This is a genomic window from Pseudomonas sp. ADAK7, from assembly GCF_012935675.1.
GTDB lineage: Bacteria > Pseudomonadota > Gammaproteobacteria > Pseudomonadales > Pseudomonadaceae > Aquipseudomonas.
Genome location: NZ_CP052861.1, coordinates 1225359 through 1241477, shown reverse-complemented (window position 1 = coordinate 1241477; position 16119 = coordinate 1225359). Strand labels below are relative to the sequence as shown.

The 16119-nt window shown below is 60.7% G+C and carries 13 protein-coding genes; 2 read left to right on the top strand and 11 right to left on the bottom strand.

Going from position 1 to position 16119, the window contains the following annotated elements; translation table 11 throughout:
- Nucleotides 1-16: 16 nt before the first annotated feature.
- The 6 genes from glgA to HKK53_RS05460 all read right to left on the bottom strand — a co-directional run bounded on the left by glgA (nt 17) and on the right by HKK53_RS05460 (nt 7283).
- Nucleotides 17-1603, bottom strand: coding sequence for a glycogen synthase GlgA (glgA, locus tag HKK53_RS05485; RefSeq protein ID WP_169369906.1), 1587 nt, complete (start codon nt 1601-1603; stop codon nt 17-19).
- Between the two features lie 522 nt (nt 1604-2125).
- On the bottom strand, nt 2126-3079 hold the full coding sequence (locus HKK53_RS05480; protein ID WP_169369905.1) for a D-2-hydroxyacid dehydrogenase family protein: 954 nt from the start codon (nt 3077-3079) through the stop codon (nt 2126-2128).
- Between the two features lie 10 nt (nt 3080-3089).
- Complete coding sequence (locus tag HKK53_RS05475) at nt 3090-4112, bottom strand: alpha/beta fold hydrolase (RefSeq protein ID WP_169369904.1); 1023 nt, start codon at nt 4110-4112, stop codon at nt 3090-3092.
- An 85-nt stretch (nt 4113-4197) separates the two neighbouring features.
- Nucleotides 4198-4632, bottom strand: a complete 435-nt coding sequence (locus HKK53_RS05470; RefSeq protein WP_169369903.1) for a YqaA family protein — start codon at nt 4630-4632, stop codon at nt 4198-4200.
- A complete protein-coding gene (locus HKK53_RS05465) occupies nt 4632-5078 on the bottom strand; it encodes a DUF411 domain-containing protein (protein ID WP_169369902.1) in 447 nt (148 codons plus the stop codon). The genes HKK53_RS05470 and HKK53_RS05465 overlap by 1 nt, the downstream gene beginning before the upstream one ends.
- 213 nt (nt 5079-5291) lie before the next feature.
- On the bottom strand, nt 5292-7283 hold the full coding sequence (locus tag HKK53_RS05460; RefSeq protein ID WP_169369901.1) for a methyl-accepting chemotaxis protein: 1992 nt from the start codon (nt 7281-7283) through the stop codon (nt 5292-5294).
- 414 nt (nt 7284-7697) lie between these two features.
- On the opposite strand from HKK53_RS05460, the gene HKK53_RS05455 reads away from it, so the two are divergent.
- The gene (locus HKK53_RS05455) at nt 7698-8216 is read left to right on the top strand and encodes a hypothetical protein (protein ID WP_169369900.1); all 519 of its coding nucleotides are present in this window, start codon (nt 7698-7700) and stop codon (nt 8214-8216) included.
- A 45-nt stretch (nt 8217-8261) separates the two neighbouring features.
- Here the strand turns inward: HKK53_RS05455 and HKK53_RS05450 are convergent, their stop codons facing one another.
- Nucleotides 8262-9257, bottom strand: a complete 996-nt coding sequence (locus HKK53_RS05450) for an aldo/keto reductase (RefSeq protein WP_169369899.1) — start codon at nt 9255-9257, stop codon at nt 8262-8264.
- A 118-nt stretch (nt 9258-9375) separates the two neighbouring features.
- Between HKK53_RS05450 and HKK53_RS05445 the strand changes: the two genes are divergently transcribed.
- A complete protein-coding gene (locus HKK53_RS05445; RefSeq protein WP_169369898.1) occupies nt 9376-10302 on the top strand; it encodes a LysR family transcriptional regulator in 927 nt (308 codons plus the stop codon).
- Here HKK53_RS05445 and HKK53_RS05440 read toward each other — a convergent pair.
- From HKK53_RS05440 to HKK53_RS05425, 4 genes are read right to left on the bottom strand one after another with little or no spacing between them, the layout of a single operon-like run.
- Nucleotides 10291-11226, bottom strand: coding sequence for a GNAT family N-acetyltransferase (locus tag HKK53_RS05440; RefSeq protein ID WP_169369897.1), 936 nt, complete (start codon nt 11224-11226; stop codon nt 10291-10293). The genes HKK53_RS05445 and HKK53_RS05440 overlap by 12 nt on opposite strands.
- Nucleotides 11223-12512 carry a phenylacetate--CoA ligase family protein gene (locus HKK53_RS05435; RefSeq protein ID WP_169369896.1) on the bottom strand — a complete coding sequence of 430 codons (1290 nt, stop codon included), beginning with the start codon at nt 12510-12512 and terminating at the stop codon, nt 11223-11225. The genes HKK53_RS05440 and HKK53_RS05435 overlap by 4 nt, the downstream gene beginning before the upstream one ends.
- 56 nt (nt 12513-12568) lie before the next feature.
- Nucleotides 12569-14977 (bottom strand): acyl-CoA reductase, encoded by a 2409-nt coding sequence (locus HKK53_RS05430; protein WP_169369895.1) that lies wholly within the window; start codon nt 14975-14977, stop codon nt 12569-12571.
- 1 nt (nt 14978) lies between these two features.
- Nucleotides 14979-16109: a LuxE/PaaK family acyltransferase gene (locus HKK53_RS05425; RefSeq protein ID WP_169369894.1), complete on the bottom strand. Its 1131-nt coding sequence runs from the start codon at nt 16107-16109 to the stop codon at nt 14979-14981.
- Nucleotides 16110-16119 lie beyond the last annotated feature (10 nt).

Here is a 16119-nt window from a genome sequence, read left to right as displayed (position 1 = left end):
TTTGAAAACCTCTTTTTTATTTATGGCCCGATTTGCCCAAGGCTTTCGCCACCAGTCGTTCGTAGAGTTCGGCGTAGGGTTCGACGGCCTTGCACCAGTTGAACGGTGCGGCCATGGCGCGGCAGCGCATGGCGTTGAGCAGTTCCGGGAAGGCAAATACCTTGAACGCGCGGCCCACGGCTTCGCGGTAGCTCTCGACCGTGGATTCGTCGAACAGGAAGCCAGTCACGCCGTTTTCAATGGTGTCGGCCAGGCCGCCGGTGTTGCGAGCCACCGGCAACGAGCCGAAGCGCTGGGCGTACATCTGGCTCAAACCGCAAGGTTCGTAGCGCGAAGGCATCAGCAGGAAATCACTGCCGGCGAACATGCGGCGGGCGTCGGTTTCATTGAAGCCGATACGCACCCCGACCTGGCCGGGAAAGCGCAGGGCCAATTCACGCATGGCTTGTTCTTCTTCCGGCTCGCCACGGCCGATGATTGCGATCTGGCCGCCGTTTTCAACGATGAAATCGGCCACCGCTTCTGTCAGGTCGAGGCCCTTCTGGTAGACCAGGCGCGAGACCACGGCGAACAGCGGACCTTCGGAGTCTTCGAGGCCGAACAACTCACGCACATGGGCGGCGTTGACCGCTTTGCCGTCCCAGTCGCCGATGGTGAACGGGCAGAACAGGTGCGGGTCGGTGGCCGCGTCCCAGCTTTCATCGATGCCGTTGGGAATCCCGCTGAGCAGGCCCTGCTGGGTCTTGGCGGCGAGAAAACCGTCGAGGCCACAGCCGAAGGCTGGCGTGGTGATTTCCTGGGCGTAGGTGGCGCTAACGGTGGTGATGTGGCTCGCATAGGCCATGCCCGCCTTGAGGAACGACATCTTGCCGTAGAACTCCATGCCTTCCTGTTGCAGCGCGTGCATCGGGATACCCAGTTCCGGGCAGGAGCCGAGACTGGTCACGCCTTGATAGGCGAGGTTATGGATGGTGAACAGGGTCGGGGTGCGCTGCCCACGCCAGTGCATGTAGGCAGGGGCGAGGCCGGCCGGCCAGTCATGGGCGTGCACCAGGTCCGGGCACCAGTGGATTTGCGCAAGGTTGGCGGCGATATCGGCTGCGGCCAGGCCCAGGCGGGCGAAACGAATGTGGTTGTCCGGCCAGTCGCGACCGTTGTTAGCGCCGTAGGGCGAACCTTCGCGCTCGTAGAGTTCGGGGCAGATCAATACGTAAATGACCAGGCCGTCCGGCATGTCCATGCGCCCGATCTTGCAGGGCGGCAATGCGGCATGACCGCCAAGTTCACCAATGATGTGGATCGGGTTCTCGCTGTGCAGCACTTGCGGGTAACCGGGGATCAACACACGCACGTCGTGCAAGTGCGCCATGGCCCGAGGCAGCGCGGCAGAGACGTCGCCCAGACCGCCGGTTTTCACCAAGTCGGCGATTTCCGAAGTGACGAACAGGACTTTTTTCTTGTTGGGGTTCTGACTGGCGACGGGGGCCAGGGTCTTGGTGCCGGGGACGCTGACTACTTTGGTGCTCGGGGCATTCACGGCGCTCGATTCGCCGACCTGCTGATGAGCACGTTCTCCCTGAATATCTAAAGCCGCACTAATCATATGAATCTCCCGTGTTGTTGATCTAATTCTAGGCCTGGCACAAACGGTGTTCGTGGCCAAATCCTGTGGCCGGGCGCAAACGCGCTACGCATCGAGGAGCAATGGCTGCCCAATACGCTAAAGCACAAAGGGTGGAGCGGCTCATACAAGGGTTACTGCAAGGATTGCACCAGTCGGAACGCCCCCGTCTAAGAGAGGACTCTGCACAACACGCAAAAGTTTCGACTATTTTCCCGCTTTGTGACCGACCGGTTTCAACCCGCGAAAATCAGTCTAGGCCAGAACTTAGAGCGGCACGGAGCAAATGGCAAAATTGTTCGACAATCGGTTTAAAGAGGTACGGACGTACTGATTTGGAGGGCAAACGCACCGACGAAGGGCATGTTTTTTTGGAATAGCGGGCCAAAATGTCACGGGGGATTCATATCGGTGTGCACGGGGAGCGAGTGTTTTGCACCGTTGCGGTGCACAGATCGCAGCCCTGTAGGAGATGCCGAAGGCTGCGATCTTTTGATCTTTGCTTTATTTCAACAACCGGATCGGTGCGCCCGCCGCCCAACCCTGTATATCCTCGATCATCTGCGAAAAAAACTGTTGGTAATTCTGTCGACTGACATACCCGACATGGGGCGTAGCCAGCACATTCTCCAGCGTGCGGAACGGATGATGTTCAGGCAACGGCTCCTGCTCAAATACATCCAGCGCCGCACCGGCCAGTCGATTTTTCTGCAACGCCTTGATCAGCGCCGCTTCATCGACAATCGGCCCACGGGCGGTGTTCACCAGCAGTGCAGTGGGTTTCATCCAGTCCAGAGCCTGAGCATCAACCATCCCGCGACTACGGTCGCTGAGCACCAGGTGCACCGACAGCACGTCAGCCTGTTCGAACAGCTCCTGCTTGTTCACATAGGTCACGCCGGCTTCAGCGGCGCGTTCGGCGGTGAGGTTTTCGCTCCAGGCGATCACGCGCATGCCGAACACCTGGCCGAACTGCGCCACGCGCTGACCGATGCTGCCCAGGCCGAGAATCGCCAGGGTCTTGCCATGCAGGTCGCCGCCCAGGCCTTGCTGCCAAAGCCCGGCGCGCAAGGCGTTGGCTTCGGCGACGAGGTTGCGGGTGGCGGCCATGATCAGCGCCCAAGTCAGTTCCGGGGCCGCATGTTTGTAGCTGTCGGTGCCGCTGACCTGAATCCCCAGCGCGGCGGCGGCTTTCAGGTCCAGCGCCGCATTGCGCATGCCGCCGGTGACCAGCAGTTTCAGCTTGGGTAAGCGGCGCAGCAGGTCTTCGTCGAACCGCGTGCGCTCGCGCATCACGCAAATCACCTCGAACCCGCCCAGGCGTTCGGCCAGGACATCGTTGTCGGCCGGGTAATCGTGGATAAAACTGACTTCGCCAAGGCTATCGAGCACTGACCAGTCCACCACGCCACTGGCCACGTCCTGCCAGTCATCGATCACCGCAATCTGCACTGCCATCAGCCTTACCTCATCCGCGAACAGGGTTGTATTTGCTTAGCCAGCCCAGCAGGGCCTGGTGGAATTTCGCCGGTTCCTCCATCTGTGGCGCGTGGCCCAGGCCGGGGAATTCGATCAGCGTCGATTGGGGAATGAGCTGGGCCACCTGCTTGCCGAGCACTTCATAGTGACCCATTTTCGCCTTGACCGCCGGTGGCGCGATGTCCTTGCCGATGGCGGTCGTGTCGGAGGTGCCGATCAGCAACAGCGTCGGCACTTTCAAATCCTTGAACTCGTAGTACACCGGTTGGGTGAAGATCATGTCGTAGATCAGCGCCGAATTCCATGCCACCTGGGCCTTGCCCGGGCCTTTGCTGAGACCGGCGAGCATGTCGACCCAACGGTCGAACTCGGGCTTCCAGTGCCCGGCGTAATAGGTGCTGCGTTCGTATTCGCGGATGCCGTCGGCGGTGACTTTCAGTTCACGGTCGTACCATTGATCAACGGTGCGATACGGCACGCCGAGGGCTTTCCAGTCTTCCAGGCCAATCGGGTTGACCAGCGCCAGTTGCTCGACCTGTTCCGGGTATTGCAGGGCATAACGGGTGGCGAGCATGCCGCCGGTGGAGTGCCCGAGCAGGGTGGCTTTCTGGATGCCCAGCGCCTTGAGCAACTGCTGGGTGTTGGTCGCCAGTTGCTGGAATGTGTATTGGTAATTGTCTGGCTTGCTGGAGGTGCAGAAGCCGATCTGGTCCGGGGCGATCACCCGGTAACCGGCTTCGCTCAAGGCCTTGATCGAACTGTCCCAAGTGGCGCCGCAGAAATTCTTGCCGTGCAGCAGCACCACGCTGCGCCCATTGGCCTTGCCATGGGCGGCGACGTCCATGTAACCCATTTGCAGGGATTTGCCTTGGGATTGAAAGGCAAAATGCTTGACCGTGTAGGGATAGTCGAAGCCTTGCAACTCCGGGCCATACGCCGGGCCTTCGGCGTGGGCCAGGACGGGCAGCGCGGCGGTCAGCAGCAGGCAGGGCAGCCAGCGGGAAGGGGACATAGGTTAACTCCATGGGAAATGCACGGATGCTGGAAGGGCATGATTAGGGCGACATTAAACACAGGCAATCAACGACCCTGATCGTTCAACTCATCCAGCCCAGGGTTGCCAGGGCCAGCACGGCGTAACGGGCGCCCTTGGCGAGGGTCACGATCAACAGGAACCGCCCCAGCGGCTCGCGCATAACGCCCGCCACCAGGGTCAGCGGATCGCCGATCACCGGCACCCAGCTGAGCAACAACGACCAATGGCCGTAGCGCTGATAATGTTTTCGGGCTGTTTCAAGATGCCGCGGGCTGACCGGAAACCAGCGTCGCCCGCGAAAGCGCTCGATGCCGCGACCCAGCCACCAGTTCAGCAGTGAGCCGAGGACATTGCCCAGGGTTGCGACGGCCAGCAGCGACCAGAGCCAATATTGGTCGCTTAGCAACAGCCCCACCAGCACCGCTTCGGACTGCAACGGTAGCAGCGTCGCGGCACCGAATGCCGATAAAAACAACCCGATGTAAGCGCCCAACATCAATGGGCGGGGTAGTCCGCCACCACGGTGTCAGTCCCGTCCTTTTTCAGGCCGATGATTTGATAAGCGTCGCTCATGCCGTCCATTTCCATGCCAGGCGAACCCATGGGCATGCCAGGCGCGGCGACCCCCAGCAGATCAGCACGCTTGCTCAGCGCCAGCACTTGCTCGGCCGGCACATGGCCTTCGACGAACTTGCCGTTGATCAACGCGGTATGACACGACGCCAGGCGGGGCGGCACGCCGTGCTGTTGCTTGAACGTGCTCATATCGGCTTCGACATGATCCTCGACCTTGAAGCCGTTGGCTTCCAGGTGGCTGATCCATTTCTTGCAGCAGCCGCAATTCGCATCGCGGTGCACTTCGATCGGGATCAGGTCGGCGGCCTGGGCCAGGGAGGAGAGAAACAAGGCGCTCAGGGCGAGCAGACGCAGGTGGGTTCGCATGGGAAGGTCTCGACTCGGGTGGCGGTCAAAAAAAGAGGCATTTTGACTGCTTTAGCCAATGAAGAGGAGTGAGAGTGTTTCGAAGTAATACGAGAACGACACCAATCCTGTAGGAGCGAAGCTTGCTCGCGAAGGCGTCGCGTCAGCCAACATCATCGTTGGATGTACCGTCGCTTTCGCGAGCAAGCTTCGCTCCTACAGGGATTTTGTTGACTATCGAACCTTGAACCGTCCCATGATTGAGCTCACCCGGCTATTGGCTTCCAGCAACTGCTGAGTATTGAGTTCACTCGCGTGACCACTTTTCACCAGTTCATCCACCATATGGCGGATCTGCACCATGCTGCGGTTGATCTCTTCGGTCACGGCGCTTTGCTGTTCGGCGGCGGTGGCGATCTGGGTGCTGAGGCTGTTGATGTGGCTGACGGAGCCGGCCATTTCATCCAGCCCGGAGTTCACCCGCGCCGTCGCGTCGGCGGCGGACTGGCAACTGGCCTGGGTGTTTTCCATGGCCGCTACCGAGGAACTCACGCCTTGGGTCAGGCGCTTGAGCATTTCGTTGATTTCCGAGGTGCTGGCCTGGGTCCGGGCGGCGAGGGCGCGGACTTCATCGGCCACCACCGCAAAACCACGACCCTGTTCACCGGCGCGCGCCGCTTCAATCGCCGCGTTAAGCGCCAACAGGTTGGTTTGCCCGGCAATCGCGCCGATCACCCCGAGAATCTCGGTGATCCGTTGCGCGTCCTGCTGCATGTTTTCGACTTTATGGGTGGCGCTGGCCACTTCTTCAATCAATGCCACGACACTGCTGGAGGCTTCACCCACCACGACTCGAGAGCGATCCGCGTGTTCGCTGGCGCGCTGGGTGAACGACGCGGTTTCGGCGGCGTTCTGCGCCACGCTGTCGGCGGTGGAGCTCATTTCGGTGATGGCGGTAACCGTCTGGTCGGTTTCCGAAGCGTGACGCACCAGGATCTGACTGGTGTGCGCCGAAGTCCGTTGCAGGTTGTCCAGGCTCGACGCCATGGCGCCGGTGGCCTGGGTCACTTCGCCGATCATGTTCTGCAAGTAGATGATGAAGGCATTGACCGAATGGCCGATGGCCCCCAGTTCGTCTTCGGCGCGAATGGTGATGCGCTTGGTCAGGTCGGCGTCGCCGGCCGACAGTGCATCAATGTTGGCCTTGAGAATCTTCATGCGGTTGATCAGTTGGCGAATCGCGTAGATCTGCAGCAGGACCAGCAGGATCACCATTGGAATCTGCAACAGGCTCAAGGTGTTCAGGACATCGTCACGCTGGGCGGTGATCAGTTTGGTCGGCAGGGCAGTGGCGAGGAACCACGGCGTGCCTTCGATCGGGCGCATGAAGAAGGTATTGGCTTCGCCGTTGTTGTCGAATTCGACCCGTTGTGCCTTGTCGCGGTTCTGCAAGCCGGCCTTGACCTGGCTGGCGAACGGCGAGTTGCCGGCCAGCTCACTGATGTTCTTCAGCACGACCGGCCCGCTGATGCGCGAGCTGTTGCTGATGATTTTGCCGTCGGCTTCGACGATCAGCATCTCGGCGCCGAGGTCTTTTTCCTTGCGCGCGATCAAGTCGTTGAAGAAGCCCAGGGTCACGTCGATGGTCGACACGCCGTAGGCCACGCCATTTTTCTGGATGGCCATGGCGCAGTTGGTGCGCGGCTCGGCGCTGGCGTCATCTTTATAGGCCGCGGCCCATGCGCACTGACCGCGAGGGGTGGCCATGCCGCCCTTGTACCAGGTCTGGTCGTAATAGTTGGGTGCGGCGTCGCTGTTCCAGAAGGTGTTCACCGCCAGTTTGCCGGAGCTGTCGCGGTGCCAGAAGGTGCTGAACTTGTTGCGTCCCGCTTCACGCTGGCCGGGCAGTGGCCAGATCCCGCCGCCAAACACTTTCAGCTCGCCGTACTGGTCCACCAGGCCGGGCAGCACCGTATCGATGGCGGCGCTGTCGAGCAGGGGAATGGTCTGGGTGATGCTGCGTTGCTGGGATTGCACCTTGTTCAGTTCGCCCTGGATCTGCTCGGCGACTTCGGCAATGCGATTGAGGGCCACCTGTTCTTCGGTGTGGCGCAGCTTCGGCGCGACCAATTGGCTGATGCCCACGACCGTGAGCACCGAGAGCAGCAGGATGAACAGGACCAGAAACAGCGTGTAGCGAGCCTGAATGGTACGAAATGCGGGCATGGGACCGGTCCTTGTGTTGCGTTTTTATTGTTGGAGTGTCGTGTTTGAAAAGGGGCTATCCAAGGCTTATCGGCCCGCCGGTGGCGAGCTTTAGTACGGACGTGCACGAAATGAGGTAGAGGGACAAACGGTACAGGAGAGGTGAGTGTCGAAACCGGTACAAACGGACAGACCCTGTAAAAAATGACAATCAATGTAGTGGCTATACCATGATCAAAAATTTCATCCAGGCCAATAAAACCGGGCACTTGGTGCTTTGTATCGAAAATGTACGATAATTGTAAAAAGTCGAAATATTAGTAGGTGGACCGTCGTTTCGCGCCGATACTTCCCCGCAATCATCTCGCTTAAACAAGGATTTTTTATGTTCTCGCAAGGACATCCGAAACTCGTCGCGCTGGCAGGAGTACGGTCATGACTATTGGTGTGGTCGGTAGCTGGACTGCCAAATCGGGCCTGCTGGTTCGCCAGGGTTCACCCAATTCCAAGCCGGTGTCCCAGAGTGCCAAGGTGCGGGAAATCCTGACCATGGTCGGCACCAACCCGACGATCCTCGATCGGGCGAAAATGGATGGCTTGCAACTGTTCAAGCAGGTCAAGGGTTTCGATCCGACGAACATCTCGACCAAGCAACTGGGCAACATGAGTACCTTTCTCAAGCAGAACGGCATCATCGGCGATGTGACCGCGCTGACCTTGCTCAACGCGGGTTCCCAGTTCGACAAGTTTGGTATTCCGACTGATCCCGACGCCAAGTTCAACGCGCTGGAATACTTTGCTACGCAACTGGACTCGATCCAGAACAACAACCTCAAGGGCAACAAGTACGCCAACTACCTGGTTCCTGAGTTCAAGAAAGCGATCTACGTGCTGCAGAACCTGAAGACCTACGGCGAAGGTAACGGCACGACCGTCAAGAAGAAGGACAAGTAACCTTCTGCCCCGATCAACCTATCGAGCGGGGCAGAAGTCGATGGCTCAGCGGTCGAGCAGCTTCATGACCTCTTCCGGGTAACGCAGGCCGGCGGTGGCATCGGCCGGGAAGATCGCTTCCAGCGCCTGCAGCTCGCCGGCACTGAGTTTCACGTCGAGCGCCGCGACATTTTCCTCCAGGTATTTACGTTGCTTGGTCCCGGGAATCGGGATCAGGTAATCGCCTTGCGCCAGGACCCAGGCCAACGCCAGTTGCCCGGCGGTCACGCCCTTGTCGGCGGCCAGTGTTTGCACCTGCTGCACCAGCAGCAGGTTTTTCGCGAAATTCTCCCCTTGAAAACGCGGGCTGAAGCGGCGGTAGTCATCCGCGGCGAAGTCGTCCGGGCTTTTCAGTGCGCCGGTCAGAAAGCCGCGACCCAGCGGGCTGTAGGGGACAAACGCGATACCCAGACGCTGGCACGCCGCCAGGCAACCGTTGTCTTCCTGATCGCGGCTCCATAACGAATATTCACTTTGCAACGCGCTGATCGGATGCACCTTGTGCGCCCGTTCCAGCGTGGCCGCCGAGGCTTCACTCAAACCCAGGTAACGCACCTTGCCGGCCTGCACCAGGTCGGCCATGGCGCCGACGGTTTCCTCGATGGCCACTTGCGGGTCGATCCGGTGTTGGTAGTACAAGTCCAGGGTGTCGACGCCCAGGCGCTTGAGCGTGCCATCGATCGACTGGCGGATGTATGCCGGGCGGCCATCGACACCCCGCGCGGTCGGGTTGGCCGGGTCGCGCACGATCCCGAACTTGCTGGCCAGGAACACCTGGTCGCGCTTGCCGGCAATGGCTTTGCCGATCAGCTCTTCATTGGTGTGCGGGCCGTACATGTCCGCGGTGTCGAGCAGGTTGATCCCCAGTTCCAGCGCCCGGTGCAGGGTAGCGGTGGCTTCACGGGTATCGGTGCCGGTGGTGTAGAAATCGGTCATGCCCATGCAGCCCAGACCGATGGCGCTCACGTGTGGTCCGTTCTTGCCCAATTGACGTGTTTGCATCAGATCAGCTCCTTGAAAGGTGAGCCGTCATTGTTCACCTCGACACAAAGCAGATAAACCGGCTAAAACTGCTATCACTATTCGTTATTTCTAAATAATCGGCAGGTACAGCAGAACCATGGACCGTCTCAACGCCATGCGCGTGTTTACCCGGATCGTCGAGTCGGGCGGCTTCGCCAAAGCGGCGGACAGCCTGCAAATGCCCCGGGCCTCGGTGACCATTCTGATCAAGCAATTGGAAGCCCACCTCGGTGTGCAACTGTTGCAGCGCACCACCCGGCACATCAGCCTGACCCTCGACGGCGCGGCGTATTACCCGCGTTGCGTGCGCCTGCTGGCGGATCTTGAGGAAACCGAAGCGGTGTTTTCCGCGGCCCGGCACAACCCCAAGGGCTTGTTGAGGGTGGACATGCCGGCGGGGATCGGGCGGCTGATCGTGATTCCGGCATTGCCACAGTTCACTGCCAGGTACCCGCAGATCGAACTGGAAATCAGCTTGAATGACCGCACGGTGGACCTGATTCGCGAAGGCGTGGATTGCGTGCTGAGGGGCGGCTCACCGCTGGATGAGTCACTGGTGGCGCGGCCGCTGGTCATGCTCGATCAGGTCACCTGTGCCAGCCCCGATTACTTGCAGCGTCATGGCGTGCCCCGGAGCCCGTCGGATCTGCAGGGTCATCAGATGGTGGAGTATTTCTCCGCCACTACCGGTGCGCGCTTCGGCCTGGAGTTTGTGGTCGAGGGGCAGGTGCAGCAGGTCAATCTGCCCAGGCAGGTGTCGGTCAACAGCGCCGATGGGTACATGGCGTCGTGTGAGGCCGGGTACGGGTTGGTCCAGGCCCCGTACTACCACGTTGCACGGCAATTGGACGAGGGGCGCCTGTGCGAGGTGCTCAGGGACGCGCCGCCACCGGGCATGCCGCTGACGGCGCTGTACCCGCCACACCGCCAGTTATCCCGGCGGGTGCGGGTGTTTGTCGACTGGCTGGTTGAGCTCTGCGCGCAACCGGGCCAGCATTTTTACCGAAGCGTCTCAGGCCGCTGAACGGGTGGCTTCGGCGCGTGTGGCGAGTTGCAGATTGTGATGCAGCTGTTGCATATGCGGGCAGAGCAGGTCCAGGTGGCGCACCCGGGCGCCGCGATGAAACAGGGCGAACCATCGGCCTTGATCAGGTGCGGGGATCAGCCCGCAGAAGACGAAACCTTTACTGTTCAATCGCTCACTGTCCTCGGCAAAGTTCGCTGACAGGGCCAGCCTGGCCGACATCAGCCAGCTCCCCGGCAATTGAGCCAACTGATCGAGCAGGCGTTTGCCCAGGCACTCGATGACGACATCCACGCGTTGGTGATGCTGTTTCATTTGCAGGGGCCGCGACGGGGAGTCCGGCACGCGCGGGTCGATACCGAACACCGAGCCCAGATGCTGCACGAACGCCCGGCAGCTGTCCGGCCAGGCAATATCGGGTAGCGGGCATGCACGCTCGGCGAGCGGATGAACACCGACGACAATGGTTTCCGGCAATGCCTCGGCGAAAGGCGAGGGCACGTAGTCCGGGAGCAAGCCGGTGCTATGGAACCCCAGTGTGTGCGCCATGCGCTGGGTGTAAGGGTGGTGGGTGACTTGTTTGATCAGGACACACCGGCCGGTGACCGCAGCGCATTGTTCCAGCAACTCACGGCCCAGACGGGTCGCGATGCTCTGTCCGCGCGTCGCCGGGTGCACGACGCTGAGGGCCAGTTCGGGGTTGTCGGTCGGGTGTTTGTCCCGGCATAACGCGGCATGACCGAGGACCTGCGAGCCCTCCACCGCGAGCATCGATTGCCAGCGACCCTCGTTGTTGTGCTGGGTGATCAACTTCGGCAGATACACATCCGGCTGCACGTAGTGATCGCCGTACACCTGTCGAAAAAGTCCGCTGACCGCCGTGGCATCGGAGGGCCTGAAGGGGCGGAAAATCAACTGACTCATGGCCCCGCCTCCGGTACAGGCGTGTACACCCGCAAGTCGAGGACTCGCAGTTGTTTGCCCGAGCGCGGGTGCAGCGCGAGATCGGTAATGGCACAGGGACTGACCTGGAAATCCAGCAGACCATCCTGGTCCAGGAGGTCGATGGCGGGGTAGTGGGCGATGAGTGCCTGGCGCAACGCCAGACTCTGCGCTTCGATGTTCCGGGCGCCGTCTTCGGGCACCCAATGCACACTCAACAGGTCTTTGTATTCGACCTGTTCAATACGCAATTGCCACTGATCGCTGTGGGTCATGCGCTGGATGATGTCGTGTATTTCGTCGGTCAACAGCGACATTACCCCCACGCGTACACGCTGACTGTGAACGCTGCGGCCCCTGAGGGCGAATTTGCGCCTCGGCGTTTCAGCAGGCTCAAGCCAGCAGGCGCGATCGCCCACCGGGTAGCGCAACAGCGGCATCAACCGACGATTCAGGTTGGTCACCACCAACAGGCCCACGCGGTTGCACTCGTCAATGATTTCGCCGCTGAGTTCGTCGATGATCTCCAGCACCGTGTGATGGTCGAACACCCGATGTTCGCCCAGTGCACAGTCACGGTCGCAGCTCCCGATCAAGCCGGCGTCGACACTGGCGTAACCGATGGAGGCGACGCGGGCATTGGGGAAGACCTTGGCGAAGATCGCCAGTTGCCCGGCAAATACGCTTTCCCCACCGTAGAGCAGGGTGGCGACACCGTCCAGCACGCGACCTTGTTCTGTCAGGTACGCCGCATACTTGAGCAACTGGGCCGGTACGCCCGACAGGACATTGATCCTGTGGTCGCTGATCGCCGCTGTCAGCCCCTGGAAATCGACGTGGCCGGTAAACGGGAATTCACTGATTGCAACCCGGACATGGGCCAGTGAATCGTGGATAAACAGGAAACTGGCGCACAGGTCCCCGGCAAAAAACAGATTGGCAACCCGGTCGCCATTGTTCAGTTGAGACGACAGGTTTTCACCGAAAGCGGTGACCAGCGTTTGCCATTCATCGTGAGTGTAAACCGCCAGCTTGCCCACGCTGGTGGTGCCCCCGGTTTTAAACAACAGCCCATCTTCGACAGTCGCTGTCAGGACCGGCCATTGTTTTAAATCATGGCTGCCGGCCCAATAGTCACTTGCGTCGATGACGGGAATATCGTTTAACGTGAATCCCTGCGGGGGTAAATATTTAAGATGGTGGTTATAGAAGCGTGAATGTTCGCGTATGTATTGCACCAATTGTTCAAGCGTAAAAAGTTCTTTCATTGGAATTCCATTCCCGGTATCAGGCGTCTGGTTAAATAATTAACTGCCGATAAAATTTATTGTTGTTTGCGCCGATCGATCACTAACGGCGTCTTGCCGCTGTGGCTGTTGCGTTCAAACTGGGTGGCTGCGCACGTATCAACTTCCAGTATCAACAAAGCGCCCGTTACTGCTGTATTCAGCGGGGGATCGGACAACAGTTGGTCGTGAACCTGTTGCACGTCGCCATCGGCACGGACCCTCAGGCGTTCGACTCCGTCAGGCCCATGGTCGAGCACTAGCTGAATAGGCACACCTGCACAGCGCACCAGGTGTGAAGGCGAAATGAATTCGGTGCCGATCCGCAGCCATTGCCCATGTCGCTCCAGCAACTCGAACCGTGGCGAACTTAGCCCGCAGGGGCAATCCCCGGGAACCCAGCGCCCGGTGTCACCCACTTCGTAGCGCCGCACGGTCTGCGTGTCGCGGGCCCGTGAAGTGAACAGCAGGCGTCCGACTTGACTGTCGCGAACAGGCACATCCTGTTCCAGCTCAACGATTTCCAGATGCTGGGTATCGCACATCAAGTGAAAGATGCCATCGCTGGTCGCCGTGCAGGCATGGCCCATGGGGCCGGCGTCGACGGAGCCGTAAATTGCCGAGCGAATCGTCGACACCCCGCAGCTTTCCATCAACTGGCGGCTGGCCAGTCCGGGATGCTCGCCACCGAGGAACACTTTGCGGATCCCTGCGTACGCCCGCAGGGTCGCCTGTTCATTGAGGAACAGCCGGTGCAGGGTGCTTGGCATGCCGATCAATACACTGACTTTGTGCTGCACGATCAGCCGGGCGATTTCGCTGAAGTCATCGTCATGGGGCGCGCCCATGGGGAAATGGGCGGCGTCCATGAGGTGCAGAATCCAGGAAAAACTGGAAAAACCGCCGTACAGGCCGCCGCCGTAGAACAGGTTCATGACCCGGTCCTGTGCCGGATCAAGTCCGGCAGCGAACAGGCCGTCAGCCGCTGCACGCATTTGCCGTTGAAAGTCGCGATAGCTGAAACCGGCCAGCGCCGGCGTACCGCTGCTGCCGCCGGAGCGAAAGTACAGTTGCGCCGTCCGGGCGATGGGCTGGGTCTGGAAGGCGTGTTTGTCCATGATCGCAAAGCCCGTCGTGTCCAGGACGGGTGGCAGTGCGTCGAGGCTGGCATGAGTGTTCAGCACATCCGCGGGCAGGCTTACCGAGAGGCGGCGACTCAAGCGAGTCAGCGCGTACACGCCATCATGGGGCTCACCGGCGTAGCCTTCGTGGATCGACTTGGCTGGCGCAATGCGGGTGACGCCAGCATTAACCAGCGTTCGCACCAGCGCCGCCGTTTGTGCCGGAGGGCAAATCAATGCGCAGCTTTGCAGCACAGTGCGCCAAGGCAGCAGCGTTTCGGCAATCAGCGGCTGTGGCACCGGTTTGAGCACCAGGGTGCGAAACAGCGGGGAGGGGGCGAGGGTTCGATGATGTTCCCAGATGACTCGCCATCGCGCTTCGCTCCAGACCCCACCGGTTTGCCCGGCAAAATTCTGCTCCAGCCGCGCCATCGCACAGCGGGTGGTGATTTCCGCGGCCTCTTGATCGGTTGGAACCAGCGCCGGCCAGTGCGCACCGCGACGTTTGAACGCCTCGGCCAGGCGCGATCCGATGTCGTGCAGAACGACCGGGTCGTCACTGTCCACCAGCACCCATTGCGGGCTGGAACAGGCTTGTTGATCGAGGCGACAGACTTCGTCCACCAGGGCATCCAGTGCGTCCGGCTGCGCCGCTTCGGGCGAAAGATAAGCGAAACTGATGCGGTGCCCCCAGTCGATCCAGCGACAGCCGATGGGCACTTGCTGACGAATCGCCCTGAGCGCAGTTTCGCCACCCCACGCCGCCACGGCATCGGCGCGGGTGCAGAGGCGCGCAATGTCCGCGGTCGCCACCGGCAGCACCGCGATAAAGTCGGCCAGCCGGCCACTGTTGTCGCACCGGCCGAGGGCGCCCAGCAGGCGGGCCGTCAGCCCCTGATCGCTGGAACTGGGACGCAGCCAGTTGATGTTCCCGGCCAGCAGACTTTCCAGTACCGCACAAAACGCCAGCATCGGCGCATTGGCCGGTGTGATGTGCACCACCAGCCCCAGCGGGTGCCAGCTTTCGAAGCGTGGTTGCCGGTAGTCGTTGCGTCGCAGGGAGCGCGGTTGTACGCCCAGTTCGCGCTCAAGCTTGCTGTTCAAATGCTCGGGCTGGCAGAAGTCGATCAGTGCCAGGCGTTGATCGTCCTCCAGGCCGACGTCCAGTTCGCCAGCCTGTAATTGCCGGGCAAAGCGCGCGGCCGAAGCCACGACGATGTCGCTGTCGACAGGCGCCATCAGTAATCGTGGCAAGGCCTGGTGCAGACGGTCCAGGGCGGTATCGAGGGCAAGGTCGGCGTGCAGGTGGCCATTGATCAAAAACATATCAAGCCCTCCCCAGCAGTTCGGCCGCGGCCATGGCGCAGCTGCGGCCGGGACTGGTGCCGGCGCGTCCATGCAGCTGGAACCAGTCGGTGGCCAGGCCGCAACCGCAGGTCGCGCCGGGATACAGGGTGGCCAGGTCACTCATCACCACGGCATGGGCCGGGCTCGACGAAATATAGGGCGATACGAAATTCAAAAGGCCGCTTTGGCCATAAGGCTGGACACTGAAGTCGGATGGATTGCGCACGAACACCTTCGAGTAAACCGGTACATGGAAATGGTGATGGGCGCATTCGATATAGGGCACGGCGTGCTCGACCGCGCCATAGCCGTCGCGGCAGCGCGCCGGGTCGATGCCCAGTTGCCGCGCGATCCGTTCATAAAGCCGGGTCCGGGGGATCTCCTGCGCGGCGTGGTTTTTCCAGCCGCCGCCGAGAAATACCAATGATTCTGCCGGCAATTCAAGTGGCGCGATGTCGGTCGCTTCCATCCGTTGCAGCGCCTGCCAGAGGAACGCCGGAAAGCCGAAAATGCGCACCGGCAGTTGTTCTTCGGCGAAGGCCTGCAACGCGCGAATCACACCAAAAAGGTCGAATTCGTGGCCATTGCCGGTGCGCCGCAAGCCGTAGACGACTCGATTGGCAGGCGCATAACGGCACAGGAACTGATCGGTGTAGGCGGTGCCGAGGCGGTTGTCAGGCTCGGGTTCGTAGCTCAGCAGCAGGTAATTGCAGGGGGTGTCCGGGGTGTCCCAGCCGTACTGCTGGAAAATCCGTGTGACCATGCCCTGGGCCGCGGCCATGCTGCGATCGTCATAGCGCATGCGGCTTTTCTGCCCGCTGGTACCGGAAGAGGTCAGTTCCAGCGCGCCTTCGCCGGTGGGGCTCAACAGTAGATGCTGCTTGAAAAAGTTGGCGAAGATCGGCGGCAGTCGCGACCAGTCTTCCAGCGTGTCCAGGGCCTGGGCATCCAGGCCGTGGGCGTGCAGCCAACGTTCGTAGCCGGGGGTATGGTGGCAATGAAACAGGCTGATTTCAGCCATGGCGCGATCGAACAACCCCGGCGGCAGGCCATCCAGGTTGTAAGGCTGCGCCAGCGCACAGAGTGCGTCGGTGTAGGGCAGGTTAATCATCAAAACTCCT